17 protein-coding genes, 1 tRNA gene and 1 riboswitch are annotated in these 22,464 nt (G+C 31.4%); all 18 genes read left to right on the top strand.

All coding sequences use genetic code 11. The annotated features are described in order from the left end of the window. The first annotated feature begins 33 nt into the window (after window positions 1–33). The 18 genes from ACFOWD_RS01300 to ACFOWD_RS01215 all read left to right on the top strand — a co-directional run bounded on the left by ACFOWD_RS01300 (window position 34) and on the right by ACFOWD_RS01215 (window position 22,461). Window positions 34–363 (top strand): 2Fe-2S iron-sulfur cluster-binding protein, encoded by a 330-nt coding sequence (locus ACFOWD_RS01300; protein WP_298989236.1) that lies wholly within the window; start codon window positions 34–36, stop codon window positions 361–363. Between the two features lie 10 nt (window positions 364–373). Then, window positions 374–1,132, top strand: coding sequence for a serine O-acetyltransferase EpsC (epsC, locus tag ACFOWD_RS01295; protein ID WP_377407463.1), 759 nt, complete (start codon window positions 374–376; stop codon window positions 1,130–1,132). A gap of 5 nt (window positions 1,133–1,137) precedes the next feature. Then, window positions 1,138–2,025 (top strand): cysteine synthase CysM, encoded by an 888-nt coding sequence (gene cysM / locus ACFOWD_RS01290; RefSeq protein ID WP_298989232.1) that lies wholly within the window; start codon window positions 1,138–1,140, stop codon window positions 2,023–2,025. A 70-nt stretch (window positions 2,026–2,095) separates the two neighbouring features. Beyond that, a riboswitch (SAM riboswitch) is annotated at window positions 2,096–2,209 on the top strand. Between the two features lie 97 nt (window positions 2,210–2,306). Continuing rightward, entirely contained in the window at window positions 2,307–3,338 is a 1,032-nt protein-coding gene (locus ACFOWD_RS01285; protein ID WP_377407460.1) for a homocysteine S-methyltransferase family protein, read from the top strand. A gap of 141 nt (window positions 3,339–3,479) precedes the next feature. Next, window positions 3,480–6,581, top strand: a complete 3,102-nt coding sequence (locus ACFOWD_RS01280) for a vitamin B12 dependent-methionine synthase activation domain-containing protein (RefSeq protein ID WP_449301191.1) — start codon at window positions 3,480–3,482, stop codon at window positions 6,579–6,581. Window positions 6,582–6,701: 120 nt separating this feature from the next. Continuing rightward, window positions 6,702–7,655: a methylenetetrahydrofolate reductase [NAD(P)H] gene (gene metF, locus ACFOWD_RS01275; protein WP_298989228.1), complete on the top strand. Its 954-nt coding sequence runs from the start codon at window positions 6,702–6,704 to the stop codon at window positions 7,653–7,655. A gap of 123 nt (window positions 7,656–7,778) precedes the next feature. Next, window positions 7,779–8,096 carry a thioredoxin gene (gene trxA, locus ACFOWD_RS01270; RefSeq protein ID WP_298989225.1) on the top strand — a complete coding sequence of 106 codons (318 nt, stop codon included), beginning with the start codon at window positions 7,779–7,781 and terminating at the stop codon, window positions 8,094–8,096. Window positions 8,097–8,176: 80 nt separating this feature from the next. Then, the gene (locus ACFOWD_RS01265; RefSeq protein WP_377407456.1) at window positions 8,177–8,530 is read left to right on the top strand and encodes a gamma-glutamylcyclotransferase family protein; all 354 of its coding nucleotides are present in this window, start codon (window positions 8,177–8,179) and stop codon (window positions 8,528–8,530) included. Window positions 8,531–8,538: 8 nt separating this feature from the next. Beyond that, the gene (locus tag ACFOWD_RS01260) at window positions 8,539–11,103 is read left to right on the top strand and encodes a M1 family metallopeptidase (RefSeq protein ID WP_377407454.1); all 2,565 of its coding nucleotides are present in this window, start codon (window positions 8,539–8,541) and stop codon (window positions 11,101–11,103) included. A gap of 1 nt (window position 11,104) precedes the next feature. After that, entirely contained in the window at window positions 11,105–12,025 is a 921-nt protein-coding gene (locus ACFOWD_RS01255) for a DUF58 domain-containing protein (protein ID WP_377407453.1), read from the top strand. 61 nt (window positions 12,026–12,086) lie between these two features. After that, window positions 12,087–12,160: transfer RNA gene (locus ACFOWD_RS01250), tRNA-Asp, on the top strand. Window positions 12,161–12,339: 179 nt separating this feature from the next. Next, window positions 12,340–15,408, top strand: a complete 3,069-nt coding sequence (locus tag ACFOWD_RS01245; protein WP_377407451.1) for a type I restriction endonuclease subunit R — start codon at window positions 12,340–12,342, stop codon at window positions 15,406–15,408. A gap of 7 nt (window positions 15,409–15,415) precedes the next feature. Beyond that, on the top strand, window positions 15,416–17,041 hold the full coding sequence (locus tag ACFOWD_RS01240; protein ID WP_377407448.1) for an HsdM family class I SAM-dependent methyltransferase: 1,626 nt from the start codon (window positions 15,416–15,418) through the stop codon (window positions 17,039–17,041). Further along, window positions 17,034–18,335 carry a restriction endonuclease subunit S gene (locus ACFOWD_RS01235; protein WP_377407446.1) on the top strand — a complete coding sequence of 434 codons (1,302 nt, stop codon included), beginning with the start codon at window positions 17,034–17,036 and terminating at the stop codon, window positions 18,333–18,335. The genes ACFOWD_RS01240 and ACFOWD_RS01235 overlap by 8 nt, the downstream gene beginning before the upstream one ends. Continuing rightward, window positions 18,332–19,054, top strand: a complete 723-nt coding sequence (locus tag ACFOWD_RS01230) for an AbiV family abortive infection protein (protein ID WP_377407444.1) — start codon at window positions 18,332–18,334, stop codon at window positions 19,052–19,054. The genes ACFOWD_RS01235 and ACFOWD_RS01230 overlap by 4 nt, the downstream gene beginning before the upstream one ends. A gap of 3 nt (window positions 19,055–19,057) precedes the next feature. Continuing rightward, the gene (locus ACFOWD_RS01225) at window positions 19,058–21,055 is read left to right on the top strand and encodes an AAA family ATPase (protein WP_377407442.1); all 1,998 of its coding nucleotides are present in this window, start codon (window positions 19,058–19,060) and stop codon (window positions 21,053–21,055) included. Window positions 21,056–21,060: 5 nt separating this feature from the next. Continuing rightward, window positions 21,061–22,068: a hypothetical protein gene (locus ACFOWD_RS01220; RefSeq protein ID WP_377407440.1), complete on the top strand. Its 1,008-nt coding sequence runs from the start codon at window positions 21,061–21,063 to the stop codon at window positions 22,066–22,068. A 6-nt stretch (window positions 22,069–22,074) separates the two neighbouring features. Next, complete coding sequence (locus tag ACFOWD_RS01215) at window positions 22,075–22,461, top strand: DUF6979 family protein (protein ID WP_377407438.1); 387 nt, start codon at window positions 22,075–22,077, stop codon at window positions 22,459–22,461. The last annotated feature ends 3 nt before the right edge of the window (window positions 22,462–22,464 follow it).

The raw sequence follows: 22,464 nt of genomic DNA, 5'->3' as shown, positions 1-22,464 counted from the left end.
ATTGGTTTGCTAACTTTGCAAAAAATTTGACACATGAATGATGTAAATTTAAAAATTACAGATAGAAATGGTGTAACTCACGATGTTGTGGCACCAACAGATATGGCTATGAATTTAATGGAAGTTGTACGTTCTTATGAATTAGCAGAAGAGGGTACTATAGGTGTTTGCGGAGGTATGGCCATGTGTGCATCTTGCCAGTGTTATATAAAATCGAATCATGAGTTACCGGAAATGTCAGATGATGAAGATGCCATGTTAGCAGAAGCTTTTTATGTAGAAGACAATAGCAGGTTAGGTTGTCAAATTCAAATTACACCAGCCTTAGAAGGATTAGAGATAGAATTGGCTCCAGAATCTTAAATACATACATATGCAAACGGTTACAAGATTAGATACCACACCTAAATCATACAGCATGTGTTTAAGAAATGCAGTAGAGGTGTTTACCAGAGAAATTATCAATTGTTTATTTGATACTTATTACAGTAAAGAATACTTGCCTAAATCTCAAGAAAAATTCTATATAATTTTAGAGAGGTTAAACATAGAACATAAAGATAGTTATTGGTTAGATTTTACAGCTTCTTTTAAAGAAATAAGAGCTAAACTAGATTTAGATGCACTTGCAGCTTTAAATAGTGATCCAGCAGCAAAAAGTTTAGAAGAAATTTATTTGGCATATCCTGGTTTTTATGCAATTATAGTGTATAGGTTAAGTCATCAACTTTTACATCAAAACATACCCATTTTACCAAGAATGATGAGTGAGTTTGCACATGGTGTAACTGGTACAGATATTCATCCTGGAGCAGAAATTGGTGAGTCTTTTTTTATAGACCATGCCACAGGTATAGTCATTGGAGAAACCACCGTAATTAAAAATCATGTAAAAATATTTCAAGGTGTTACCTTAGGAGGTATTCAAGTAAAAAAGAGTTTAGCAGAAACAAAAAGGCATCCCACCATAGAGAATGATGTAGTTATTTATGCAAATGCTACAATTTTAGGAGGTGATGTAGTTATTGGTGCTAACTCAGTAATTGGTGCAAACGTATGCATTACAGAATCGTTACCAGAAAATTCTGTAGTTACTGTTCAAGCAAAAAATAAGATCTTTTTTAAAAAATAACAGCAATGCAAAAAAACACCATTTTAAATTTTATTGGCAATACTCCTTTAATAGAAGTTCAGCATATTTTTAATAAAAAAGACGTCACCTTACTTTTAAAGTTAGAGGGTAATAATCCTGGAGGAAGCGTAAAAGATAGAGCTGCTTTTAATATGATTAATGAAGCATTAAAAAGAGGTGATATTAAAAAAGGAGGCACATTAGTCGAAGCTACAAGTGGTAATACAGGAATTGCATTGGCTTTTATTGCACAACTTATGGGTTTACATATGGTATTAATTATGCCAGAAAACGCCACAGAAGAACGTGTAAAAACAATGAAAGCTTATGGTGCAGAAGTTATTTTAACTCCAGCAGCTACAGGTATTGAAGGTTCTAGAGATTTGGCTTATAAATTAAGAGATGAAAAAGGTTATGTGCTTTTAAATCAGTTTGAGAATGACGACAATTGGAAAGCACATTATAAAACAACAGGACCAGAAATATGGGATGCAACTCATAAAACAATAACTCATTTTGTTGCTACTATGGGTACCACAGGAACAATTATGGGTACTTCAAAATTTTTAAAAGAACAAAATAAAGAAATTGTAATTGTAGGAGCACAACCAGCAGAAGGGGCTAAAATACCAGGTATTCGAAAGTGGTCTCCTGAGTACGTGCCAAAGTTTTTTGATAAAAGTAGGGTAGACATTACAATAGATGTCACAGAAGAAGCTGCAAAAACAACAACAAAACTATTAGCTGAAAAAGAAGGTGTTTTTGCAGGTATGAGTAGTGGAGGTTCTGTGTATTGTGCTTTAGAAATTGCAAAATCAATAGACAAAGGCGTTATAGTAGCTATAATTTGCGATAGAGGAGACCGTTATTTATCGTCAACTTTATTTGAATAATTATCGTCAACTATTCTTTAAATAAACAAAGATTTCTTTTCTTTGTAGTATAGTTCATAAACTTATTGATATGTTATCATGAAAGGTTGAGGGAATAGACCCTGTGAAACCTTGGCAACCTCTCAATCTATTTGAGAAAGGTGCTACATTCTACGAATGTATACTGAATGTATTTCAGTATCATTTAAAGTCATTTTTTTAAATTACTGACTTTAACATTCGACAGATAACAGCGAAAAAACTTCACTTTTCCTGATGACATATTTCTATAAATCAATGATATGTCAAACATTTATAAAGCTTTACAAGAAAGAATTTTAGTTTTAGATGGTGCTATGGGTACCATGCTACAAGCCTATAAATTCTCTGAAGAAGATTTTAGAGGAGAACGCTTTAAAGATTACCCTACACCTTTACAGGGTAACAACGATTTGTTGTCTATTACCCAACCAGAAGCCATAAAAACCATTCATGCTAAGTATTTTGAAGCTGGTGCAGACATTGTAGAAACCAATACCTTTTCTGGTACAACCATAGCAATGGCAGATTATCAAATGGAAGATTTGGTCTACGAACTAAACTATCAATCTGCAAAAATAGCCAAAGAAGTTGCCAATGAATTTACTGCTAAAGAACCCTACAAACCACGTTTTGTAGCTGGTTCTATAGGTCCAACAAACAGAACTGCAAGTATGTCTCCAGATGTAAACGACCCTGGTTACAGAGCAGTCACTTTTGATGAACTCAGAATAGCCTACAAACAACAAGCAGAAGCTTTATTAGATGGTGGTGTAGATATTTTGTTAGTAGAAACGGTTTTTGATACGCTTAATGCAAAGGCAGCTTTGTTTGCCATTGAGCAAGTAAAAGAAGAACGCAAAATAGAGGTGCCTGTAATGTTAAGTGGCACTATTACAGATGCCTCTGGTAGAACATTATCTGGTCAAACAGCAGAGGCATTTTTAATATCTGTTTCTCATATTCCTTTATTATCTGTAGGATTTAATTGTGCTTTAGGAGCCAATTTATTACAACCCCATTTAGAGGCTATTGCCAATAAAACCGAGTTTGCAATTTCTGCACATCCAAATGCTGGCTTACCTAATGCTTTTGGTGAATATGATGAAACTCCAGAAGAAATGGGAGAGCAAATTGAAGAGTATTTAAAGAAAAATCTCATCAATATTATTGGCGGTTGTTGTGGTACAAGTCCTGAGCATATAAAAGTAATAGCAGATATCGCTAAGAATTATAAACCAAGAGCCCATCCCTCAATCCCTTCCCAAAGGGAAGGGAAGTACAGCACTCTTTAAAATCTATTGTTTTTGCATAAGTTGAAAAACAAAAATTAATTAAAACTTACTTCATTTTTTAAAATGATCGAAAAAGATAAAAATAAGAACTTCAAAAAAGCCTCTTCCCTTTGGGGAGAGGTTGGAGAGGGGCGTAAATTTATGCGTTTATCAGGATTAGAACCACTAATCTTGAATGAAAACAGCAATTTTATAAATGTTGGAGAACGCACAAACGTAGCTGGTTCTCGTAAGTTTTTACGCTTAATCAAAGAAGAAAAATTTGATGAAGCCTTAGATATTGCCAGACATCAAGTAGATGGTGGAGCTCAAATTATAGACATTAATATGGACGATGGTTTGATTGATGGTAAAGAAGCCATGGTTCGTTTTTTGAACTTAATTGCTGCAGAACCAGATATTTGTAGAGTGCCTATTATGATTGATTCCTCAAAATGGGAAATCATAGAAGCGGGTTTACAAGTGGTGCAAGGTAAATGTGTGGTGAATTCTATTTCTTTAAAAGAAGGTGAAGAAAAATTCATTTGGGAAGCCACGCAAATAAAACGTTATGGAGCAGCTGTAATTGTCATGGCTTTTGATGAAGTAGGGCAAGCAGATAATTACGAACGCAGAATAGAAATTGCAAAACGCTCTTATGAAATATTGGTAAACATTGTAGGTTTTGCTAGTGAAGACATCATTTTCGATTTAAATATATTTCCTGTAGCCACAGGCATGGAGGAACACAGAAGAAATGCCATCGATTTTATTGAAGCTACAAAATGGGTAAGAGAAAATTTACCCAACGTTTCTGTAAGTGGAGGTGTAAGTAATGTGTCGTTTTCATTTAGAGGAAACAATACTGTGCGTGAAGCTATGCATTCTGTTTTTCTATATCATGCAATTCAAAACGGAATGAATATGGGAATTGTGAACCCTACTATGTTAGAGGTGTATGATGATATTCCAAAAGATTTATTAGAACACGTAGAAGATGTAATTTTAGATAGGCGTGATGATGCCACAGAACGTTTACTTGATTTTGCTGAAACTGTAAAAGGAACTTCAAAAGAAAAAACTGCAGATTTAACTTGGAGAGAAAAACCGTTACAAGACAGAATTACGCACGCTTTGGTAAAAGGAATAGATGCGTTTATTATAGAAGATGTAGAACAAGCAAGACAAGAAGCTACAGCTCCTATAGAAGTGATTGAAGGGCATTTAATGATTGGGATGAATGTAGTTGGTGATTTATTTGGAGCAGGAAAAATGTTCTTACCACAAGTAGTAAAATCTGCACGTGTCATGAAAAAAGCGGTAGCCTATTTAAATCCGTTTATTGAAGCAGCAAAAAAAGCCCCTAAATCCCCAAAGGGGACTTTGTATTGGAAAACTGCAGATCCTTTTAATTATAGCTTGTTACTTGAGTTTTCAAAAAAAATGCGAAATCAACCAACAGAAGCCGAAAGTCTTTTGTGGAAAGTTTTAAGTAATAAACAATTAGATGGTTATAAATTTAGAAGACAGCATATTATTGGAAATTATATTGCCGATTTTATTTGTTTAAAAATGAATTTAATTGTTGAAGTTGATGGTTTAATTCATCAGTTACCAGAAAATAAAGCATCAGATTTAGAAAGAACAAAATGGTTAGAAAACGAAGGTTATAGAGTTATAAGATTTACAAATAAAGAAGTACTCTCTAATCTAGACAATGTATTAGAACAAATTAGAGAAGCATTGGCAATTCCCCCTCTGGGGGATAGGGGGCCAGCTGGAAAAATATTAATGGCCACTGTTAAAGGTGATGTGCACGATATTGGTAAAAATATCGTAAGTGTGGTATTGGCTTGTAATAATTACGAAATTGTAGATTTAGGAGTTATGGTTCCACCAGAAAAAATCATTCAAACTGCTATAGATGAACGTGTTGATGCTATTGGTTTAAGTGGATTAATTACGCCTTCTTTAGACGAAATGGTGTATTTGGCAAAAGAAATGCAACGTCAAAATTTTGAAGTTCCTCTGTTAATTGGGGGTGCAACAACCTCTAAAGCACATACAGCTGTTAAGATTGATACGCAATACAAAAATGCGGTAGTGCACGTAAATGATGCCTCTAGAGCAGTAACTGTGGTAGGTGATTTGTTAAACAAGAAAACATCTAATACATATGTGGCTAAATTGAAGAAAGATTATGATGAATTTAGAACCAAGTTTTTAAAACGTGGTAAAGAAAAACAATACATTTCTATTGATGAAGCTCGCAAGCGTAAATATAAAATTGATTGGGAAACTTCAGAAATTGTGAAGCCAGCAGCACTAGGTATTCAAACTTTAGAGCAATTAAGTTTAAAAGAATTACTTCCTTTTATAGATTGGAGTCCGTTTTTTAGAAGTTGGGATTTACATGGTAAATTTCCAGAGATTCTAACAGATAAAGTGGTGGGAGAGCAAGCCACTACCTTATACGAAGAAGCTCAGCAAATGATTTCTTTAATTGTAGCAAAACAATTACTAAGACCTAAAGCAGTTTTTGGATTGTTTGAAGCCAACACAATTAATGATGATGATATCCTAGTTTTAAAAAAGCCAAATAGAACGAAGAATGTCATTTCGAGCAAAGTCGAGAAATCTCAGAATGATAAAGTTGTTTTTAGAACTTTAAGACAACAATTAAAAAAACGCGAAGGCATCCCAAATTTAGCTTTAGCAGATTTTGTAGCCCCAAAAGAAAGTAATAAAACCGATTATGTTGGTGCTTTTTGTGTAGGCATATTTGGTGCCCAAGAACTAGCAGATTCTTACAAAGCCAAAGAAGACGATTACAATGCAATTATGGCACAAGCTATTGCAGACAGGTTTGCAGAAGCATTTGCAGAATATTTGCACCAACAAGTAAGAACCAAACATTGGGGTTATGCAGCAGATGAAGATTTAACAAACGATGATTTAATCAAAGAAAATTACAAAGGCATTCGTCCTGCACCAGGTTATCCTGCTTGCCCAGATCATTTAGAAAAAGATACCATTTGGCAATTGTTAGATGTAGAAAACAAAATAGGTGTAACCCTAACAGAAAGTAAAGCCATGTGGCCAGCTGCTGCTGTTTCTGGATATTATTTTGCCAATAAAGAAGCAAAATACTTTGGGTTAGGTAAAATTACTGAGGATCAGCTTACTGATTATTCAGAAAGAAAAGGAATTACAAAAGAGTGTGCTAGAAAATGGTTGCATCCAAATTTAGCTAGCCCCTCCTAACCTCCCCAAAAGGGAGGAACTAGAAATTCCAAAAAGAAAAGTAGATATCATAAAAAATAAGAATTAATAAAATACACCCAGTTAACAATATCTCTCCTTTGGAGGGGTTAGGGGAGGCTTATGAAAGTAACAGAACACATAAAAAAATCAGAAGGTAAAACCTTGTTTTCTTTCGAAATTATTCCGCCAAAAAAAGGCAATAGCATTCAAGAACTCTATAATAATATAGACCCTTTAATGGAGTTTAAACCTCCTTTTATAGACGTTACCACTTCTAGAGAAGAGTATGTTTATGTAGAAAAAAATGGATTGTTAGATAGAAAAGTCACTAGAATGCGACCTGGTACTGTAGGTATTTGTGCAGCCATTAAACACAAATACGATGTAGATACTGTACCCCATGTATTATGTGGTGGTTTTACCAAAGAAGAAACCGAATACTTGTTGGTAGATTGTCATTATTTAGGCATCCAAAATGTCATGGCTTTAAGAGGCGATGCTATGAGTCATCAAAAGTATTTTGAAGCTTCAAAAGGCGGACATCAATATGCGAAAGAATTGGTAGCACAAATTCAGAATTTAAACGCTGGTAAATATTTACACGAAGTTATCGAAACTACAGATTGTGCAGATTTTTGTATTGGTGTGGCTGGTTATCCAGAAAAACATATAGAAGCACCATCTTTACAAACAGACTTAAAACGCTTAAAAGAAAAAGTAGATGCAGGTGCAGATTATGTGGTTACGCAAATGTTTTTTGATAATCAAAAGTATTTTGAGTTTGTAAAAGCTGCAAAAGATGCAGGCATTCACGTACCAATTATTCCAGGTATAAAGCCAATTGCCATAAAAAAGCATTTGCAATTATTGCCTCAGGTATTTAAAATAGATATACCAGAATACTTAATTAACGAGGTGGAAAAATGTAAGCACAATAAAGATGTACGCCAAGTAGGTATAGAGTTTGCCATACAACAATCTAAAGAATTGTTAGAGGCTGGGGTACCTGTATTACATTACTACTCTATGGGTAAAAGTGACAATATACATGCTATTGCTTCTGCATTATTTTAAGGGTAAGCATAGTTACAATTGATAGATAAATAGTAAAAAGCAATTTTTTTAGATTAAGAAAGTTAATATTTTAACTAATTTTGTATATCACAATTAAAATAACAACATAAAACAGAACATAAAATGGCATTAGAAATCACAGACGCAACTTTCGAAGAAGTAGTTTTAAAATCAGACAAACCAGTATTAGTAGACTTTTGGGCTGCTTGGTGTGGACCTTGTAGAATGGTAGGACCAATCGTAGACGAAATTTCTTCGGAATATGATGGTAAAGCTGTTGTGGGTAAGGTAGATGTAGATAACAATCAAGAATTTGCGGCGAAATATGGTGTAAGAAATATACCAACCGTTTTAATATTTAAAAACGGAGAAGTGGTTGATAAGCAAGTTGGTGTGGCTCCTAAAAATGTGTACACAGGTAAAATAGATGCTGCTTTATAGTAGTATTTCCATTTATAAATTAAAAAAGGTTTGGCTTAGGTCAAACCTTTTTTTATTTTAGAACTTTAGTAATTTAATTGATGATAGAGCACCGACTTTTTGTCTATGGAACCTTAAAATTTGGTTGTGAAAATGATTCTATTTTAAAAGAAATAGGAGGCGATTTTAAAAAAGCAACACTTTTTGGGTTTGCTTTTGATAAAAAATGGGAAAGCAAAACAGGTTATCCAGGGTTAATAGCATCACATGCAAAAAGCAAGGTTGAAGGCTATTTATTCACTTCAGAAAAATTAGAACATAACTGGCGTATAATTGATAACTTTGAAACAAACATGTACAACAGAACAGAAGTTGTTATTGAACTGAATAATAATTTACAGCTAGCAGCTTATACATACCTCATAAATCCAAATTTTAAAATAGCAATTACTTAAAACATCATATGAAGCAATTTTGTACTAGTTTACTACTTATTTTTTTATGGATGTCTTGTGCATCAGACCATAAAAAACTGATTTTAGAAAAAGGAATCTCATACGAATTAGCCCAATACAGAAAACAACAACTTTCGGATATTGTGTATCGTTTGCATTTTTCGATTCCTAAAGAAAAAGACCAACCCATACCAACTACATTACAAGTAGAGTTTACGGTAAACGATTTACAAAATGATGTTTTTTTAGATTTTAATGAGGCTACTGCAAAGCTCAAAACGATTACAATAAATGATAAAAAGGCTAGCATAAATCATCAAAAAGAACACATCATTGTAGCCAAATCTTTATTACAATTAGGTAAAAATACAGTAGCTATTACCTTTGATGCTGGGGAAACTTCACTCAATAGAAATAAAGAGTTTTTATATACTTTACTAGTGCCAGACAGAGCCAGTACGTTGTTTCCTTGTTTCGATCAGCCAGACCTAAAAGCCAAGTACCATTTAACCTTAACTACACCTAAAGATTGGCAAGTATTGGCAGGGGGTAAATTAACAAGTAGTAAAGCCTCACAAGAAGGTTTTACAACACATGTTTTTAATGAAACAGATCTAATGAGTACCTATTTATTTTCTTTTGTAGCTGGTAAATTTACAGAGCAAACGCAAAACCCTGGGGCTTTTGATATGCGTTTTTTATATAGAGAAAATAACCCAGAAAAGATTGCAGAAAGTGTTGGTGAGGTGTATAAGATTCATCAAAATGCACTTGACTTTTTAGAAAGCTATACTGCTGTACCATTCCCATTTCAAAAGATGGATTTTGCTGCAATACCGCCTTTTCAATATGGGGGTATGGAGCATGTGGGGGCTATACAATACAGACAGTCGTCTTTGTTTTTAGATAAAAATGCCACACAAAACAGAAAATTAGGAAGAGCCAAGTTAATTGCTCATGAAACTTCACACATGTGGTTTGGCGATTTGGTGACCATGAAATGGTTTAATGATGTATGGATGAAAGAGGTATTTGCCAATTTTATGGCAGACAAAATTGTAAACCCTGTTTACCCAGAAGTAAACCATACCCTAAGTTTTATGATGTCTCATTACCCAAGTGCCTATTCAGAAGACAGAACAAAGGGTACCAATGCCATTCGTCAATACCTAGGTAATTTAAAAAATGCAGGCTCTTTGTATGGTAGAATTATTTACAATAAAGCACCAATTATGATGCGTCAATTAGAGTATTTGTTAGGCGAAGACGTTTTTAAAAGTGGTATTCAAGAATACATTAAAACCTATGCCAATACAAATGCAGATTGGAACGATTTGGTTGATATTTTCGATAAAAAATCTGCTGGCGATATTAAAAGTTGGTCAGATGTATGGGTAAATGCATCAGGTAGACCCCTATTTTACGAAGAAATTGAAACCAACGAAAAAGGCAATGTCTCCAAGTTTGTTATTCATCAAAAAGCAGAAGATGGCTCAGACAAAGTATGGACACAATCTTTTAAAATTAAATTAATAGACCAAAGAGGCTATCAAAAAATAATTGGTATTAAAAATATGGGCAAGTCTTTTGACATTACAGCTGCCACCAAAGACTTTAAGCCTGGGCAAGTATTATACAATACCAATGGTTTTGGCTATGGGGTTTTCCCAATTTACAAAGCAGCCATCAATGATTATAAAAACATAAAAGACGAGGTGTCTAGAGGCTATCAATTTATTAATTTGTACGAGAATATGTTGGTGGGTAACATAGCTCCTAAAGAAACCATACAAGTATTTTTAGAGGCTTTACCACAAGAAAAAAACGAACTTATTTTTAATTATATCTCTGGTCGTATCCAAAATATCTATTGGACCTTTTTATCAAAACAATCGCAAGCTGCCATACAAACTACATTAGAGGACAACTTGTTTGGGTTGTTGCAAAGTGAGCTGCCACAAAACATTAAAAAAACCTTATTTGGGGCATACACTACTGTGGCCATTTCAACAGAGGGGTTAGACCATCTGTACCAAATATGGCAAAAAGAAATGACGATAAGCAACCTGTTTTTAAACGAGAATGATTACACCAATTTAGCCATGAAGTTGGCCATTTATCAGCACCCAAAAGCCACAGAAATTTTAGAGACCCAACAAAAGCAAATTTCGAATGCAGATAGGTTAGAACGTTTTCAATGGTTACTGCCTTCATTGTCTAACAAGGTACAGGTGAGAGATGATTTTATGCAAGCGCTTTTACAAAAAGAAAACAGAGAAAAAGAATCTTGGGTGCAAACCGCTTTAAACAACATCCATCATCCTATAAGGCAAAAAACAGCCACAAAACATCTAAGGTCTATTTTAGAAACTTTAGAAGAGGTACAATTAACGGGCGATATCTTTTTCCCAAAAGGCTGGTTGGCCAGTTCTATTGGTAATTATTCTTCTAAAGAAGCTTATGTCATTTTACAAGATTTCTTAGCAGAAAATCCTGATTATAATCCTATCTTACTAAAAAAATTACAGCAAACCACAGATCAATTAGAGAGGGCACAACAAATAAAACAGTAATATGGATTTATCTCAGTTACAAGCTTCAGAAATAAAAAATTTAGAAATCCTTGCCAAACAAGTGGTAGAGGGCTTTATTACAGGTATGCATAAAAGTCCGTTTCATGGCTTTTCTGTAGAATTCTCAGAGCATAAACTCTATAATAAGGGCGAAAGTACACGTCATATCGATTGGAAGCTGTTTGCTAAAACCGAAAAACTGTATACCAAAAAGTACGAAGAAGAAACCAATTTACGCTGCCATATTATTATAGACAACTCTGCGTCTATGCATTACCCAGTGGTAAAATCACAAACCGTAGATGCCTTAAATAAAGTGGGTTTTGCAGCAGTAGCTGCTGCTTGTTTGTTAGAAATTTTAAAAAAGCAAAGAGATGCAGTGGGTTTAAGTGTTTATGCAGATACCTATGAGTATTATGCCCCAGAAAAAGGGAGTGAGCGTCATCGTAAAATGATACTACATCAATTAGAGCACTTATTAACCACAACCTCTAAGGCTACTACCAACACCTACCATTACTTGCATGAAATTGCAGAGAAGTTACATAGACGATCGCTTATCTTTTTGTTTACAGACATGTTTCAAACCACTACAAAAGAAGAAGCCCTTTTTGAGGCCTTACGTCATTTAAAATACAACAAACACGAGGTGGTTTTGTTTCATACCTACGATGCCAAAACAGAATTTGACTTTAATTTTGACAATACGCCAAAAAAGTTTGTTGATGTAGAAACTGGCGAGGCTATAAATGTCTATGCAGAAAATATACAAGGGTCGTACAAGCAATTGGTAGCAACTTATTTTAAACAATTAAAAAACAAGTGTTTGCAATACAAAGTAGATTATGTGCCTACAGATATCAATAGCGGCTTTACAGATATATTAACGGCGTATTTGGTACATCGAAAAAATTTTAAATAAAATTAATTTTCTGTTTGTGTAAACAAAAAACTGTATTATATTTGCATCCGCAATTAGCAACGGTTTGGTAGTTCAGCTGGTTAGAATATCTGCCTGTCACGCAGGGGGTCGCGGGTTCGAATCCCGTCCAGACCGCAAAATAAAACCTTAACACTTTGATATAAAAGATGTTAAGGTTTTTTTATTTCAATTATTCTAAACATTTTCTAAGCAATCTGAAAAATGAATTCTTTTTCTTTCAGATTTCAATTCAGAATTTATAAATTTACAAATATAGATTTTCAATCAATTTAAATCTAATTCGATTTCCTGCTATGAAATTTAACGAAGATTCGAGAGTAAAAATTCCCTCAATTTTGCACCTTGTAAAATTAGGCTACACTTATTTGTCTTTAAAGAATAATTCTTGGGATACTGAAACCAATATTTTTAAAGATATATTCTTTGATCAACTTCAAAAAATCAACAAAAACCTTTCTCAAAAAGAAACAGAAAGGTTGTACAATGAAATTTCATTATCTCTAGAAAATGAAGATTTAGGTAGAGCATTTTATAAAAAACTTGTTGATCAATCTGGGATTAAATTGATCGACTTTAAAAATTTTGACAATAATTCTTTTCACGTAGTTACTGAATTGCCTTATGAAAAAGATGATGATAATTTTAGACCTGACATCATTCTATTAATAAACGGAATGCCTTTGATATTTATCGAAGTTAAAAAACCAAATAATAGAGATGGAATTCTAGCAGAGCATAAACGAATGCAAACTCGTTTTAGAAATAAAAAGTTTAGAAAATTTATCAACTTAACTCAATTAATGGTGTTTTCTAATAATATGGAGTATAATGAAAATGATACTCAAATGTTAGAAGGTGCTTTCTATAGTACCACCAATTACAGAAAACCAATTTTTAATTATTTTAGAGAGGAAGAAAGTTTTGATCTAAATACTTTATTGACTCCTGTTTCAGAAGAGACAGAAAACTTTGTTTTAAGAGATAACAATTTAATCAGTATTAAAAATTCTGTTGAGTTTACATCCAACAAAAAACCAACAACACCAACCAACAAAATAAGTACGTCTTTATTTCAAAAAGAAAGATTAAAATTTATTCTACAATATGCCTTTGCATATGTGGAAGAAGAAAACGGATTACAAAAACACGTTATGCGTTATCCTCAATTATTCGCAACAAAAGCCATTGAGAATAAACTAGAGAACAACGTAAAAAAAGGGATCATTTGGCATACACAAGGTTCTGGTAAAACTGCCTTGACTTTTTTTAACGTAAAACACCTTACAGATTATTATCAAACTAAAAATGTAATTCCTAAGTTTTACTTTATTGTTGATCGTTTAGATTTATTAACTCAAGCAGCAAAAGAGTTTAGTGCTCGTGGATTAATTGTACATAAAGTAAATAGTAGAGAAGAATTTACTAGAGATATAAAATCAACCAAAGTTATTCATAACAGTTCTGGGAAAGCAGAAATTACGGTAGTAAATATTCAAAAGTTTAAAGATGATCCTGATGTTATAAAAAACAACGATTACAATTTAGGAGTACAACGAATTTTCTTTTTAGATGAAGTCCATAGAAGTTACAACCCTAAAGGTAGTTTTTTAGCCAATTTAGAATTAGCCGATAAAAACTCGATCAAAATAGGATTAACAGGTACTCCTTTATTAGGTACAGAATACAATTCTAAAACCCTTTTTGGTAATTATATTCATAAATACTATTACAACTTATCCATTAAAGATGGTTATACACTGCGTTTAATTCGTGAAGAAATAGAAACTAATTATAAGTTGACTTTACAAGAAGCCTTAGAGAAAATAAAGGTATTAGAAGGTGATGCAGATAAAAAGAAAGTCTATGCGCATCATAAATTTGTAGAACCTATGTTGCATTATATTGTTCAGGATATGGAACAAGCCAGAATTTCTATGGGTGATAATTCTATTGGTGGAATGGTAGTTTGCGATTCTTCTGAACAAGCAAAAATGATGCAGGAAATCTTCGATAAAAAATATGCAGAGCATCCTAAAACCCATTTTCAACAGGCTGCTGAAGATCGTGAAAGTTATGGAAAAAACCATTTAAAAAACAGCAAAGTAAAAACAGCAAAAGTAATTTTACACGATATTGGCTCAAAACAAGATCGTAAAGATTGGGTAGTAGATTATAAAGCAGGTAATATCGATTTGCTCTTTGTTTATAATATGTTGTTGACTGGTTTTGATGCGAAACGTTTAAAGAAATTATACATAGGTCGTAAAATAAAATCACACAATTTATTACAAACCTTAACCAGAGTCAACAGAACCTATAAAGATCATAAATATGGTTTTGTAGTTGATTTCGCTGATATTCAAAAAGAGTTCGATAAAACAAATCAAGATTACTTTAACGAGTTACAAGGTGAATTGGGTGATGAAATGCAACATTATTCGAACCTGTTTAAATCTGCTGAAGAAATTCAACAGGAAATTGAAGAAATTAAAGATGTACTCTTTCGATTTGATACCGTTAACAGAGAGATTTTTAGTCAGCAAATATCAGAAATCAACGACAGAACTGAAATCAGAAAAATTGCAAAAGTTTTAAACAATGCTAAAGAATTGTATAACTTAATTCGTTTGTCTGGTAATTTTGAATTGTTAGAACAATTGGATTTTAGAAAATTATCTTCTTTATCTAGAATGACCAATGATAGACTGTCTTTAATCAATACCAAAATAGCATTAGAAACCAATTTAGAAACCAACAATATTTTAAATACAGCATTAGAAGATGTAATTTTTGCTTTTACCAAAGTAAAGGAAGAAGAAATGGTTTTGGCAGATGAATTAAAAGATACACTGCAAAAAACTAGAGAAATGTTGGGTGGTAATTTTGATGCTAAAGATCCTAAATTCATTTCTTTAAAAGAAGAACTAGAACGTTTGTTTAAAAAGAAAAATTTGAGTGAAGTTTCTAAAGAAGAAATGGAAGCAAATATTAAAGCGTTAAACGAAATTTACGATAAAGCCAAAAAATTAGAAAGAGAGAATCAACTACTAAAGGCAAAGTATGATTATGATGAAAAATATGCACGTATTCATAAACGCTTATTAGAAAAAAATCCATTAACAGAAAACGAACGCAAATTATTTGAAGCCTTAAAAGGTTTAAAGGAAGATGTTGATAATGAGATTTTACAAAATTCAAAAGTGTTAGAAAATGAACGCTATGTCGAAAAAATGATGATGCGTTTGGTTATCAATCAATTTAAAAATAAACAAAAAATCAACATTACAGCAACAGATGTAAAACGTATAAATAACATCTTAGTAAAAGAATATATTAATGAGTATAATGGCAATGTAGCCTAATCACTTTATGACAGAAACCATACAATTTGAAACCCAAACCAAAGCACTCATAGACGATTTAAAATCGGTATGTGCCAATTATGGTTTAGGAAATAGCGCCAAAGAATTTACAGTAATCTCTCAACTATTTTTATATAAATTTTTGAATGATAAATATGTATACGAACTCAAACAACTAGAGCCAACACTCAAAGAAGCTTCAAATTTTGAAGAAGCACTAGAAAACTATTCATCAGACGATTTAGAATTGTTGAATATGCAACTGAATGAAAGCACAGCCATTATAGATGCAGATGCTTTATTAAGTACCTTGTTTAAAAAACAAAATGAAGATAAGTTCTCTGAAATTTTTGATGAAGCCTTATTAAAAATAGCCGCGCAAAACAGCGATATTTTCTCTGTATTGACGCAAGGAGGAGAAAAAATTGTAATGTTCGAAAGTGTGGGTAATAAAGTTTCTGAAGGCAAAGACAACTTTTGTAAGGCATTAGTAAATAAATTGGTGAGTTTTAGTTTTGAGCATATTTTTAATCAGAAGTTTGACTTTTTCGCTACTATTTTTGAATATTTAATACAAGACTACAATAGCAATGCTGGTGGTAAATATGCGGAGTATTTTACACCTCATGCAGTTGCTAAAATTATGGCAGCCTGTTTGGTTACAGATACTAATGTGACAAATGCTACTTGTTACGATCCCAGTGCAGGTTCTGGAACACTGTTAATGAATTTAGCACACGCTATTGGCGAAGATAAATGTACCATCTACTCACAAGACATTTCAGAGAAATCTTCTGGTTTGTTGCGTTTAAACCTTATTTTAAACAACTTGGTGCATTCCATCCAAAACATTATTCAAGGAAATACCATTTCTAATCCTTATCATAGAAAAGAAGATGGTAGTTTAGAAACCTTCGATTATATTGTATCTAACCCACCATTTAAATTAGATTTTTCAGATTATAGTGCATCCTTAGATACCAAAGCCAATAAAGAACGTTTTTTTGCAGGTATCCCAAAAGTACCTGCTAAAAAGAAAGAATCTATGGCAATTTATTTGTTGTTTATACAACACATAATGCACAGTTTATCTGCCAAAGGGAAAGCAGCTATTGTGGTGCCTACAGGTTTTATTACTGCACAATCTGGTATCGATAAAAAGATTAGACAAAAATTGGTTGAAAGTAAAATGTTGGCAGGTGTGGTTTCTATGCCTTCTAACATATTTGCAACCACAGGTACTAACGTAAGTATTTTGTTTTTAGACAAAACCAATACCAAAGATGTAGTTTTGATTGACGCTTCTAACTTAGGTACAAAAGTAAAAGAAGGCAAAAACCAAAAAACAGTTTTAAGCCTAGAGGAAGAAGAAAGAATCAGTACTGTTTTTAATGCTAAAAAAGTTGAAGAAGATTTTTCAGTAGTGGTTTCTTATGATGATATAAAAGCCAAAAACTACAGTTTAAGTGCAGGACAATATTTTGAAGTAAAAATAGAATATATAGATATTTCTGCGGATGAATTTGCAACTAAAATGATAAGTTTTGAAAGTAACTTAGAAAACCTATTTATTGAAAGCAAAATCTTGGAAAAGGAAATTCAAACCAATTTAAAGAGTTTGAAGTATGAGTAATATTTCAAATACTACTTTAGGTGAAGTTTGTGATTTTGTAGGAGGAAGCCAACCTGCCAAAAAAGAATTTATAAATACTAAAAAGGAAGGTTATATCAGATTAATCCAAATTAGAGATTATAAAACGGATAGTTACATTACTTATATTCCAAAAGACAGTACAAAGAAACTTTGTTCTAAAACAGACATAATGATTGGACGTTATGGCCCACCAATATTTCAAATTTTGAGAGGAATTGAAGGCGCATATAATGTAGCTTTGATGAAAGCAATACCAAAGGATAATATAACTAATAACTATTTATATTATTTTTTAAAACAAAAACATTTATTTGAATATATAAATGCATTATCTCCAAGAACAGGTGGACAAACTGGAGTTGATGTGTTAATGTTGAAGCAATTTCCAATTCAATTACCAGAATTAGAGAAACAAAAACAAATCGCCAAAGTTTTATCAGATTTAGATGCCAAAATAGAAATCAACAACAAAATAAACCAAGAGTTAGAAGCAATGGCAAAAACCTTGTATGATTATTGGTTTGTACAATTCGATTTTCCAGATAAAAACGGAAAACCTTATAAATCTTCTGGTGGTAAGATGGTTTTTAATGAAGCGTTGAAACGTGAAATTCCTGAGGGTTGGGAAAGTGGAACATTTGAAACTATTTCTACAATTATTGGAGGAAGTACTCCTTCAAAAGCTGTAACAGAAAACTTTACTATAGAAGATAATATGTCTTGGATTACTCCAAAAGATCTATCTATAAACAAAGGGAAAAAATTTATTACAAGAGGTGAATGGGATGTTACAGATTTAGGGATTAAGAGTGCTTCATTAAAGATTATGCCAAAAGGAACAGTTTTATTAAGTTCAAGAGCTCCAATTGGTTATTTGGCAATATCAAGACAAGAAGTAACAACAAATCAAGGTTTCAAATCTTTTGTTCCAAAAGAGAATTATTCTTCTGAATTTATTTATTACTCAGTAAAAAATCAGATCCCCAAAATAGAAGCATATTCATCAGGCTCAACATTTAAAGAAGTATCCTCATCCACATTAAAAACGATAAAAATTTCCATTCCAAACCAAAATGTTTTGGAACAATATTATAAAATCTCAAAACCTATTTTTAAAAAACAAAATTTATTAGAATTAGAAAACCAAAAACTATCGGAATTAAGAGATTGGTTATTGCCTATGTTAATGAATGGGCAGGTTCGTGTTGCTGGTTTAGTAGAAGAAGGTTTGGGTTTGGTTGCTGAGGAGGGTGTTAAATATGGTGAGGGATGAGAAAGTTTCTGAACCTTTTTCCTAAAGATTCAAAAGGTTTAGATAAACCCATTTATAGAAATGCTTTAAACTTAAAAAGAGACGCAATTTTCATTGCTGAAAAAAGAGAATCATATAGCACATCTACTGCTTTATTAATCCTGAGTGCTGAAGAATGCATAAAGTCAATTTTGGTTTTATTGCATTCAGAAAATTTTAGGATTTACGAAATAAAGGACTCAAAAAAGTTCTTTTATGATCATGTAATTAGACATCAAATAGGAATGTTCGTTATTATGGGGTTAGAATTTCAAACTGTTTTCAATAATGAATTCAATTTGGATCCTGCTAAAGTTCAAAACCTTAAAAGTAAAAATTTTGGGGATTTACTAAGTATAACAGAAGATATTTTAAAGAAATTGGAGCCTTTATATAATGCAACAAATCGAGATATAGAATATTTACAAGAGTTCAATGAAATAAAAAATAACGGTTTTTATGTAGATTATAGAGATAGGTTGATTGTGCCGAAAGAGAAAATTACTTTTGAAGATTATTCTAAAACTTTAAAAATCAATAATAAAATTTTTAAATTCAATAAACAATTAAGAATTCTATTTCACGAAAAAATTGAAAATCATATGGAAAAGAAAAAAATTGAAGAAGCAAAAAATTATATTAAGGAAATTATTGATGATGGAATGAAGATTGTGAAATTTGAAGAATTAAAGAAGAAGTAAAGTATGGAATTATTATCACTTTATATTAATAATCATTTCTTATTTAAAAAACCAGAGTTCTTTAATTTTGGAGGAAAATATACATTTTATTATAACAAAGAAGGAAACATTTTAAATATTTATAAAAAGGATAATTTAAAATATATTCAAAACTTTTATGGAACAAAATTATCTAATATAAGTGCCATAGTAGGAAACAATGGTGTTGGTAAAACATCTATAATGAAAGTTCTTAATAGAGACACAAAATGTGAAATCATTTCTATCTTTTTAGACGGAGATAATATAATTATTCATAATCAAGCAGATGTCGATTTTAAAACAGATTTTAAGTTTGAAATTATTAGCCCAAGTCAAGAATTATACCCGCTTTATTATTCCACACATATAGATTATAATTTAAAAGATATATCAAGTGTTATCAGTCAATCTAATCTTATTTTAGATAGTTTAGAAGATTATTATTATGATACAATTCTTAAGCAAGTTTTTTTCTTGAATCAAAAAGGGCAATTTCTCCAAACAAATTATAATAATTTTCCCTTTTATGAAAACCTAGTAATTAAAGTAAACCAAGTTGATAAGTCAATTTTTCTCAATTCAGAATTTTATAAGAATGCTACAATAGGAAAATCGATTACCAAACAATTAGAAATGTTATGGAACCATTATGCTATACCTAATGAGCCTTCCATCCATGGTAATTTTAATTTTCTTAATAATTTTGAAGTTTTTATTCTTTCGTTGTTAGTAACAGATGATACTTTTGCACAAACGAACTCTAATGGATATAGTTTTGGGTTTCAAGATGTTTTAGATGAAGAAGATTTTGAAAGAAAATTAATAGTATTTCTTAAGAAAAGGTTAGATAATATTGATAGAGCCTTATATCAATCTTTAGAAAATAATGTAGAGATCACTTTTAATAATACAGAAGAACTTATAAAAAAAATAAATTCTTATCCAATAAGTAAAATAGCAGGTGGTTTTGAGTTTAATCCAATAAAAACTCATGCTATCCAAACAATTAATCGCTATTCAGCAATTTGGGAGCTTTATCATTTTATATATAAAAATACCAAAGCATTTATTTTTGAAAAGCCAAATGAAATAAAATTATCTGTTAAACAAGATAGTTCTGAAAATTTCTTAGAAACATTTATAAAACTGTATCAAAATGTACATGAATCTATACAATATATTCAATTTGAGTTTCGAATATTTAACATTTTCCCAGAAAAAAGATTATCAACAGGAGAACAGTCACTATTAAATTTTTACAGCTCTATTTATGCATTCGTTAGAAAAGGAGAACAGCATATAAGAAAACACAATCAGTACTTACTTTTATTAGATGAGCCTGAAACAGGCTATCATGCAATTTGGAAAAAGAAGTTTATTAAATCCATAACAGAAATTTTACCTGAATTATTTAAAGAGTTAAAACAAGATCCTAATATTCAAGTCATATTCACTACTCACGATGCTTTGACACTATCAGATATACGAAATGATAATATTACCTATTTAAAGAAACTAGGAGATTCAAGTATTAAGGTGTTTAAAAATGATGATGTTGAAAAACCGGAAAAATCTTTTGGTGCAAACATTACAGATTTATTGGCTGATTCATTTTTTGTTGATGACGGTTTGATGGGGGATTTTGCTAAAGAAAAAATACAAGAAGTATTAAATAATTTAAACTATATTATTTTAAGTCATGAAGTAAAAAAGTTTGAATCTGATTTAGAAAAAAATAATAAAGATTTATTAAATTCTAAAAAAGAACAAATTAAGAATATAGAAGGTGAGTTCTTAAAAAGAGATAAAAACTATTTAAAAAATATAATTGATATCGTTGATGAGCCAATTTTAAGATATAAAATGGATGAAATGTATTCTCAAGCCTTCCCAGAAGAAATTGATAAAGATGAAACTTTAAGAAGAGTAAAAAGAATTCTTGGAAATGCAGGATTAAACTTAGAAGATTTAAACCAATAAAATTTATGATTTATTTAGGAGATCAATTATCTGCATTGAAAGCATATTCTAAAGAAGCAACTTGTTGGTTGGGAATTAAAATTAAAGGTAGAAAAACCATAAGAAACAGGACTGGTTTCTCTTGCAAAAATTCAAGTTGTAATATTTGTAATGGAACAGCAAGCATCAGAAGTGGCATAGATCAAGATTTTAGAAATCTATTTACTGATGATATCATTAAAGAATTGATAGTTGCAAAACCTCACAGATTAATTGAAATAAATGAAACTTTACAGGCACAATTTATAGCTACTGCAGGTAAAACTGTTAATATTTTTAATACTAACGCAAAAAAAATATTTGTTAAGTCTGGTTTTAAAGATTGGTTTTCTACAGATGAAACTTTAGGAGAAAAGTGGAATTATCGTTTGGCAAGACTATTAGATAAGCATACTTGTACCTATTGTAATAGAGAGTATATTTTTATATACAGAAACCCTTCAGGAAAAGGTGTTGGAATGGTTCCTCAATTTGACCATTGGTTTTCTAAAACGAATTTTCCTTTATTAGGTATTTCGTTTTATAATTTAATCCCTTCTTGTGGTACGTGTAATACTATTAAATCAATAAAAGAATTAAATCTATTAGAACATTTACATCCGTATGTAAATCCTAATATTTCAAGCTCCTATGAATTTAGTTATTTGCCAATTACAAATAATGATAATAGAATAATTTTAAAAAACACTTCGCTTCTTAATAATAAAGGAATTGATACAGTAAATGCATTAAATCTACCTTTAATTTATAAAGGGCATTCTAGAAGAGAATTACAGGATTTAATTGACTTACGATATAAGTATTCGGAAAATTATTTAAATATTCTTTTGGAAAAAACTTTTGGAAACCTTGATATATCAAAAGAAGAAAGATATAGGTTAATTTTTGGTATAGAATTAGAAGAAAAAAATCATCATAAAAAGATATTCAGTAAATTTAAGAATGACATAATTAGAGATCTTTTATCTAAATAAAGTTTTATGAAAAGTAAAATTAATAAATACGGTCTAACAGCTTTAAAAAGTGTAGAAAACTATAAAAATTACTATTCTATAATTGAAATTTGGTCGAGAGCATCAAAAGAAGTTTTTGAAACTAAAAGCTCACAAGAGAAAAGTTGTCCAAAAAACACCTTTTTAGGTTTGTGTGAAGCAGGATTGGTAAAAGGAGTACCCAAAGGAAACTACACAAAGTCAGTTAAAAACAAAAGGTATGCTTTAAAGGCTGTTAAAGTATTAATAAGCAACCCCAATAAAATATTTACCTCAAAAGAACTCTGGGAGCAACTAGAACTTGAAGATAAAAAACATAATTCTCAAATGGATGTTATTTTAGCACTTTGGGAGAATGATTTAATTGTAAAATAAGAA

Origin of the sequence: Polaribacter marinivivus (genome assembly GCF_042651285.1) — a bacterium.
GTDB classification, from domain to species: Bacteria; Bacteroidota; Bacteroidia; order Flavobacteriales; family Flavobacteriaceae; genus Polaribacter; species Polaribacter marinivivus.
Note: the sequence above shows the minus strand (reverse complement) of the source record. Positions and strands in the feature narration are given on the sequence as shown.

What these genes read in the sequence shown, in the direction of transcription:
- ACFOWD_RS01300 (WP_298989236.1), top strand. Translation starts at nt 34, where the DNA reads ATGAATGATGTAAATTTAAAAATTACAGATAGAAATGGTGTAACTCAC.
- epsC (WP_377407463.1), top strand. Translation starts at nt 374, where the DNA reads ATGCAAACGGTTACAAGATTAGATACCACACCTAAATCATACAGCATG.
- cysM (WP_298989232.1), top strand. Translation starts at nt 1,138, where the DNA reads ATGCAAAAAAACACCATTTTAAATTTTATTGGCAATACTCCTTTAATA.
- ACFOWD_RS01285 (WP_377407460.1), top strand. Translation starts at nt 2,307, where the DNA reads ATGTCAAACATTTATAAAGCTTTACAAGAAAGAATTTTAGTTTTAGAT.
- ACFOWD_RS01280 (WP_449301191.1), top strand. Translation starts at nt 3,480, where the DNA reads ATGCGTTTATCAGGATTAGAACCACTAATCTTGAATGAAAACAGCAAT.
- metF (WP_298989228.1), top strand. Translation starts at nt 6,702, where the DNA reads ATGAAAGTAACAGAACACATAAAAAAATCAGAAGGTAAAACCTTGTTT.
- trxA (WP_298989225.1), top strand. Translation starts at nt 7,779, where the DNA reads ATGGCATTAGAAATCACAGACGCAACTTTCGAAGAAGTAGTTTTAAAA.
- ACFOWD_RS01265 (WP_377407456.1), top strand. Translation starts at nt 8,177, where the DNA reads ATGATAGAGCACCGACTTTTTGTCTATGGAACCTTAAAATTTGGTTGT.
- ACFOWD_RS01260 (WP_377407454.1), top strand. Translation starts at nt 8,539, where the DNA reads ATGAAGCAATTTTGTACTAGTTTACTACTTATTTTTTTATGGATGTCT.
- ACFOWD_RS01255 (WP_377407453.1), top strand. Translation starts at nt 11,105, where the DNA reads ATGGATTTATCTCAGTTACAAGCTTCAGAAATAAAAAATTTAGAAATC.
- ACFOWD_RS01245 (WP_377407451.1), top strand. Translation starts at nt 12,340, where the DNA reads ATGAAATTTAACGAAGATTCGAGAGTAAAAATTCCCTCAATTTTGCAC.
- ACFOWD_RS01240 (WP_377407448.1), top strand. Translation starts at nt 15,416, where the DNA reads ATGACAGAAACCATACAATTTGAAACCCAAACCAAAGCACTCATAGAC.
- ACFOWD_RS01235 (WP_377407446.1), top strand. Translation starts at nt 17,034, where the DNA reads ATGAGTAATATTTCAAATACTACTTTAGGTGAAGTTTGTGATTTTGTA.
- ACFOWD_RS01230 (WP_377407444.1), top strand. Translation starts at nt 18,332, where the DNA reads ATGAGAAAGTTTCTGAACCTTTTTCCTAAAGATTCAAAAGGTTTAGAT.
- ACFOWD_RS01225 (WP_377407442.1), top strand. Translation starts at nt 19,058, where the DNA reads ATGGAATTATTATCACTTTATATTAATAATCATTTCTTATTTAAAAAA.
- ACFOWD_RS01220 (WP_377407440.1), top strand. Translation starts at nt 21,061, where the DNA reads ATGATTTATTTAGGAGATCAATTATCTGCATTGAAAGCATATTCTAAA.
- ACFOWD_RS01215 (WP_377407438.1), top strand. Translation starts at nt 22,075, where the DNA reads ATGAAAAGTAAAATTAATAAATACGGTCTAACAGCTTTAAAAAGTGTA.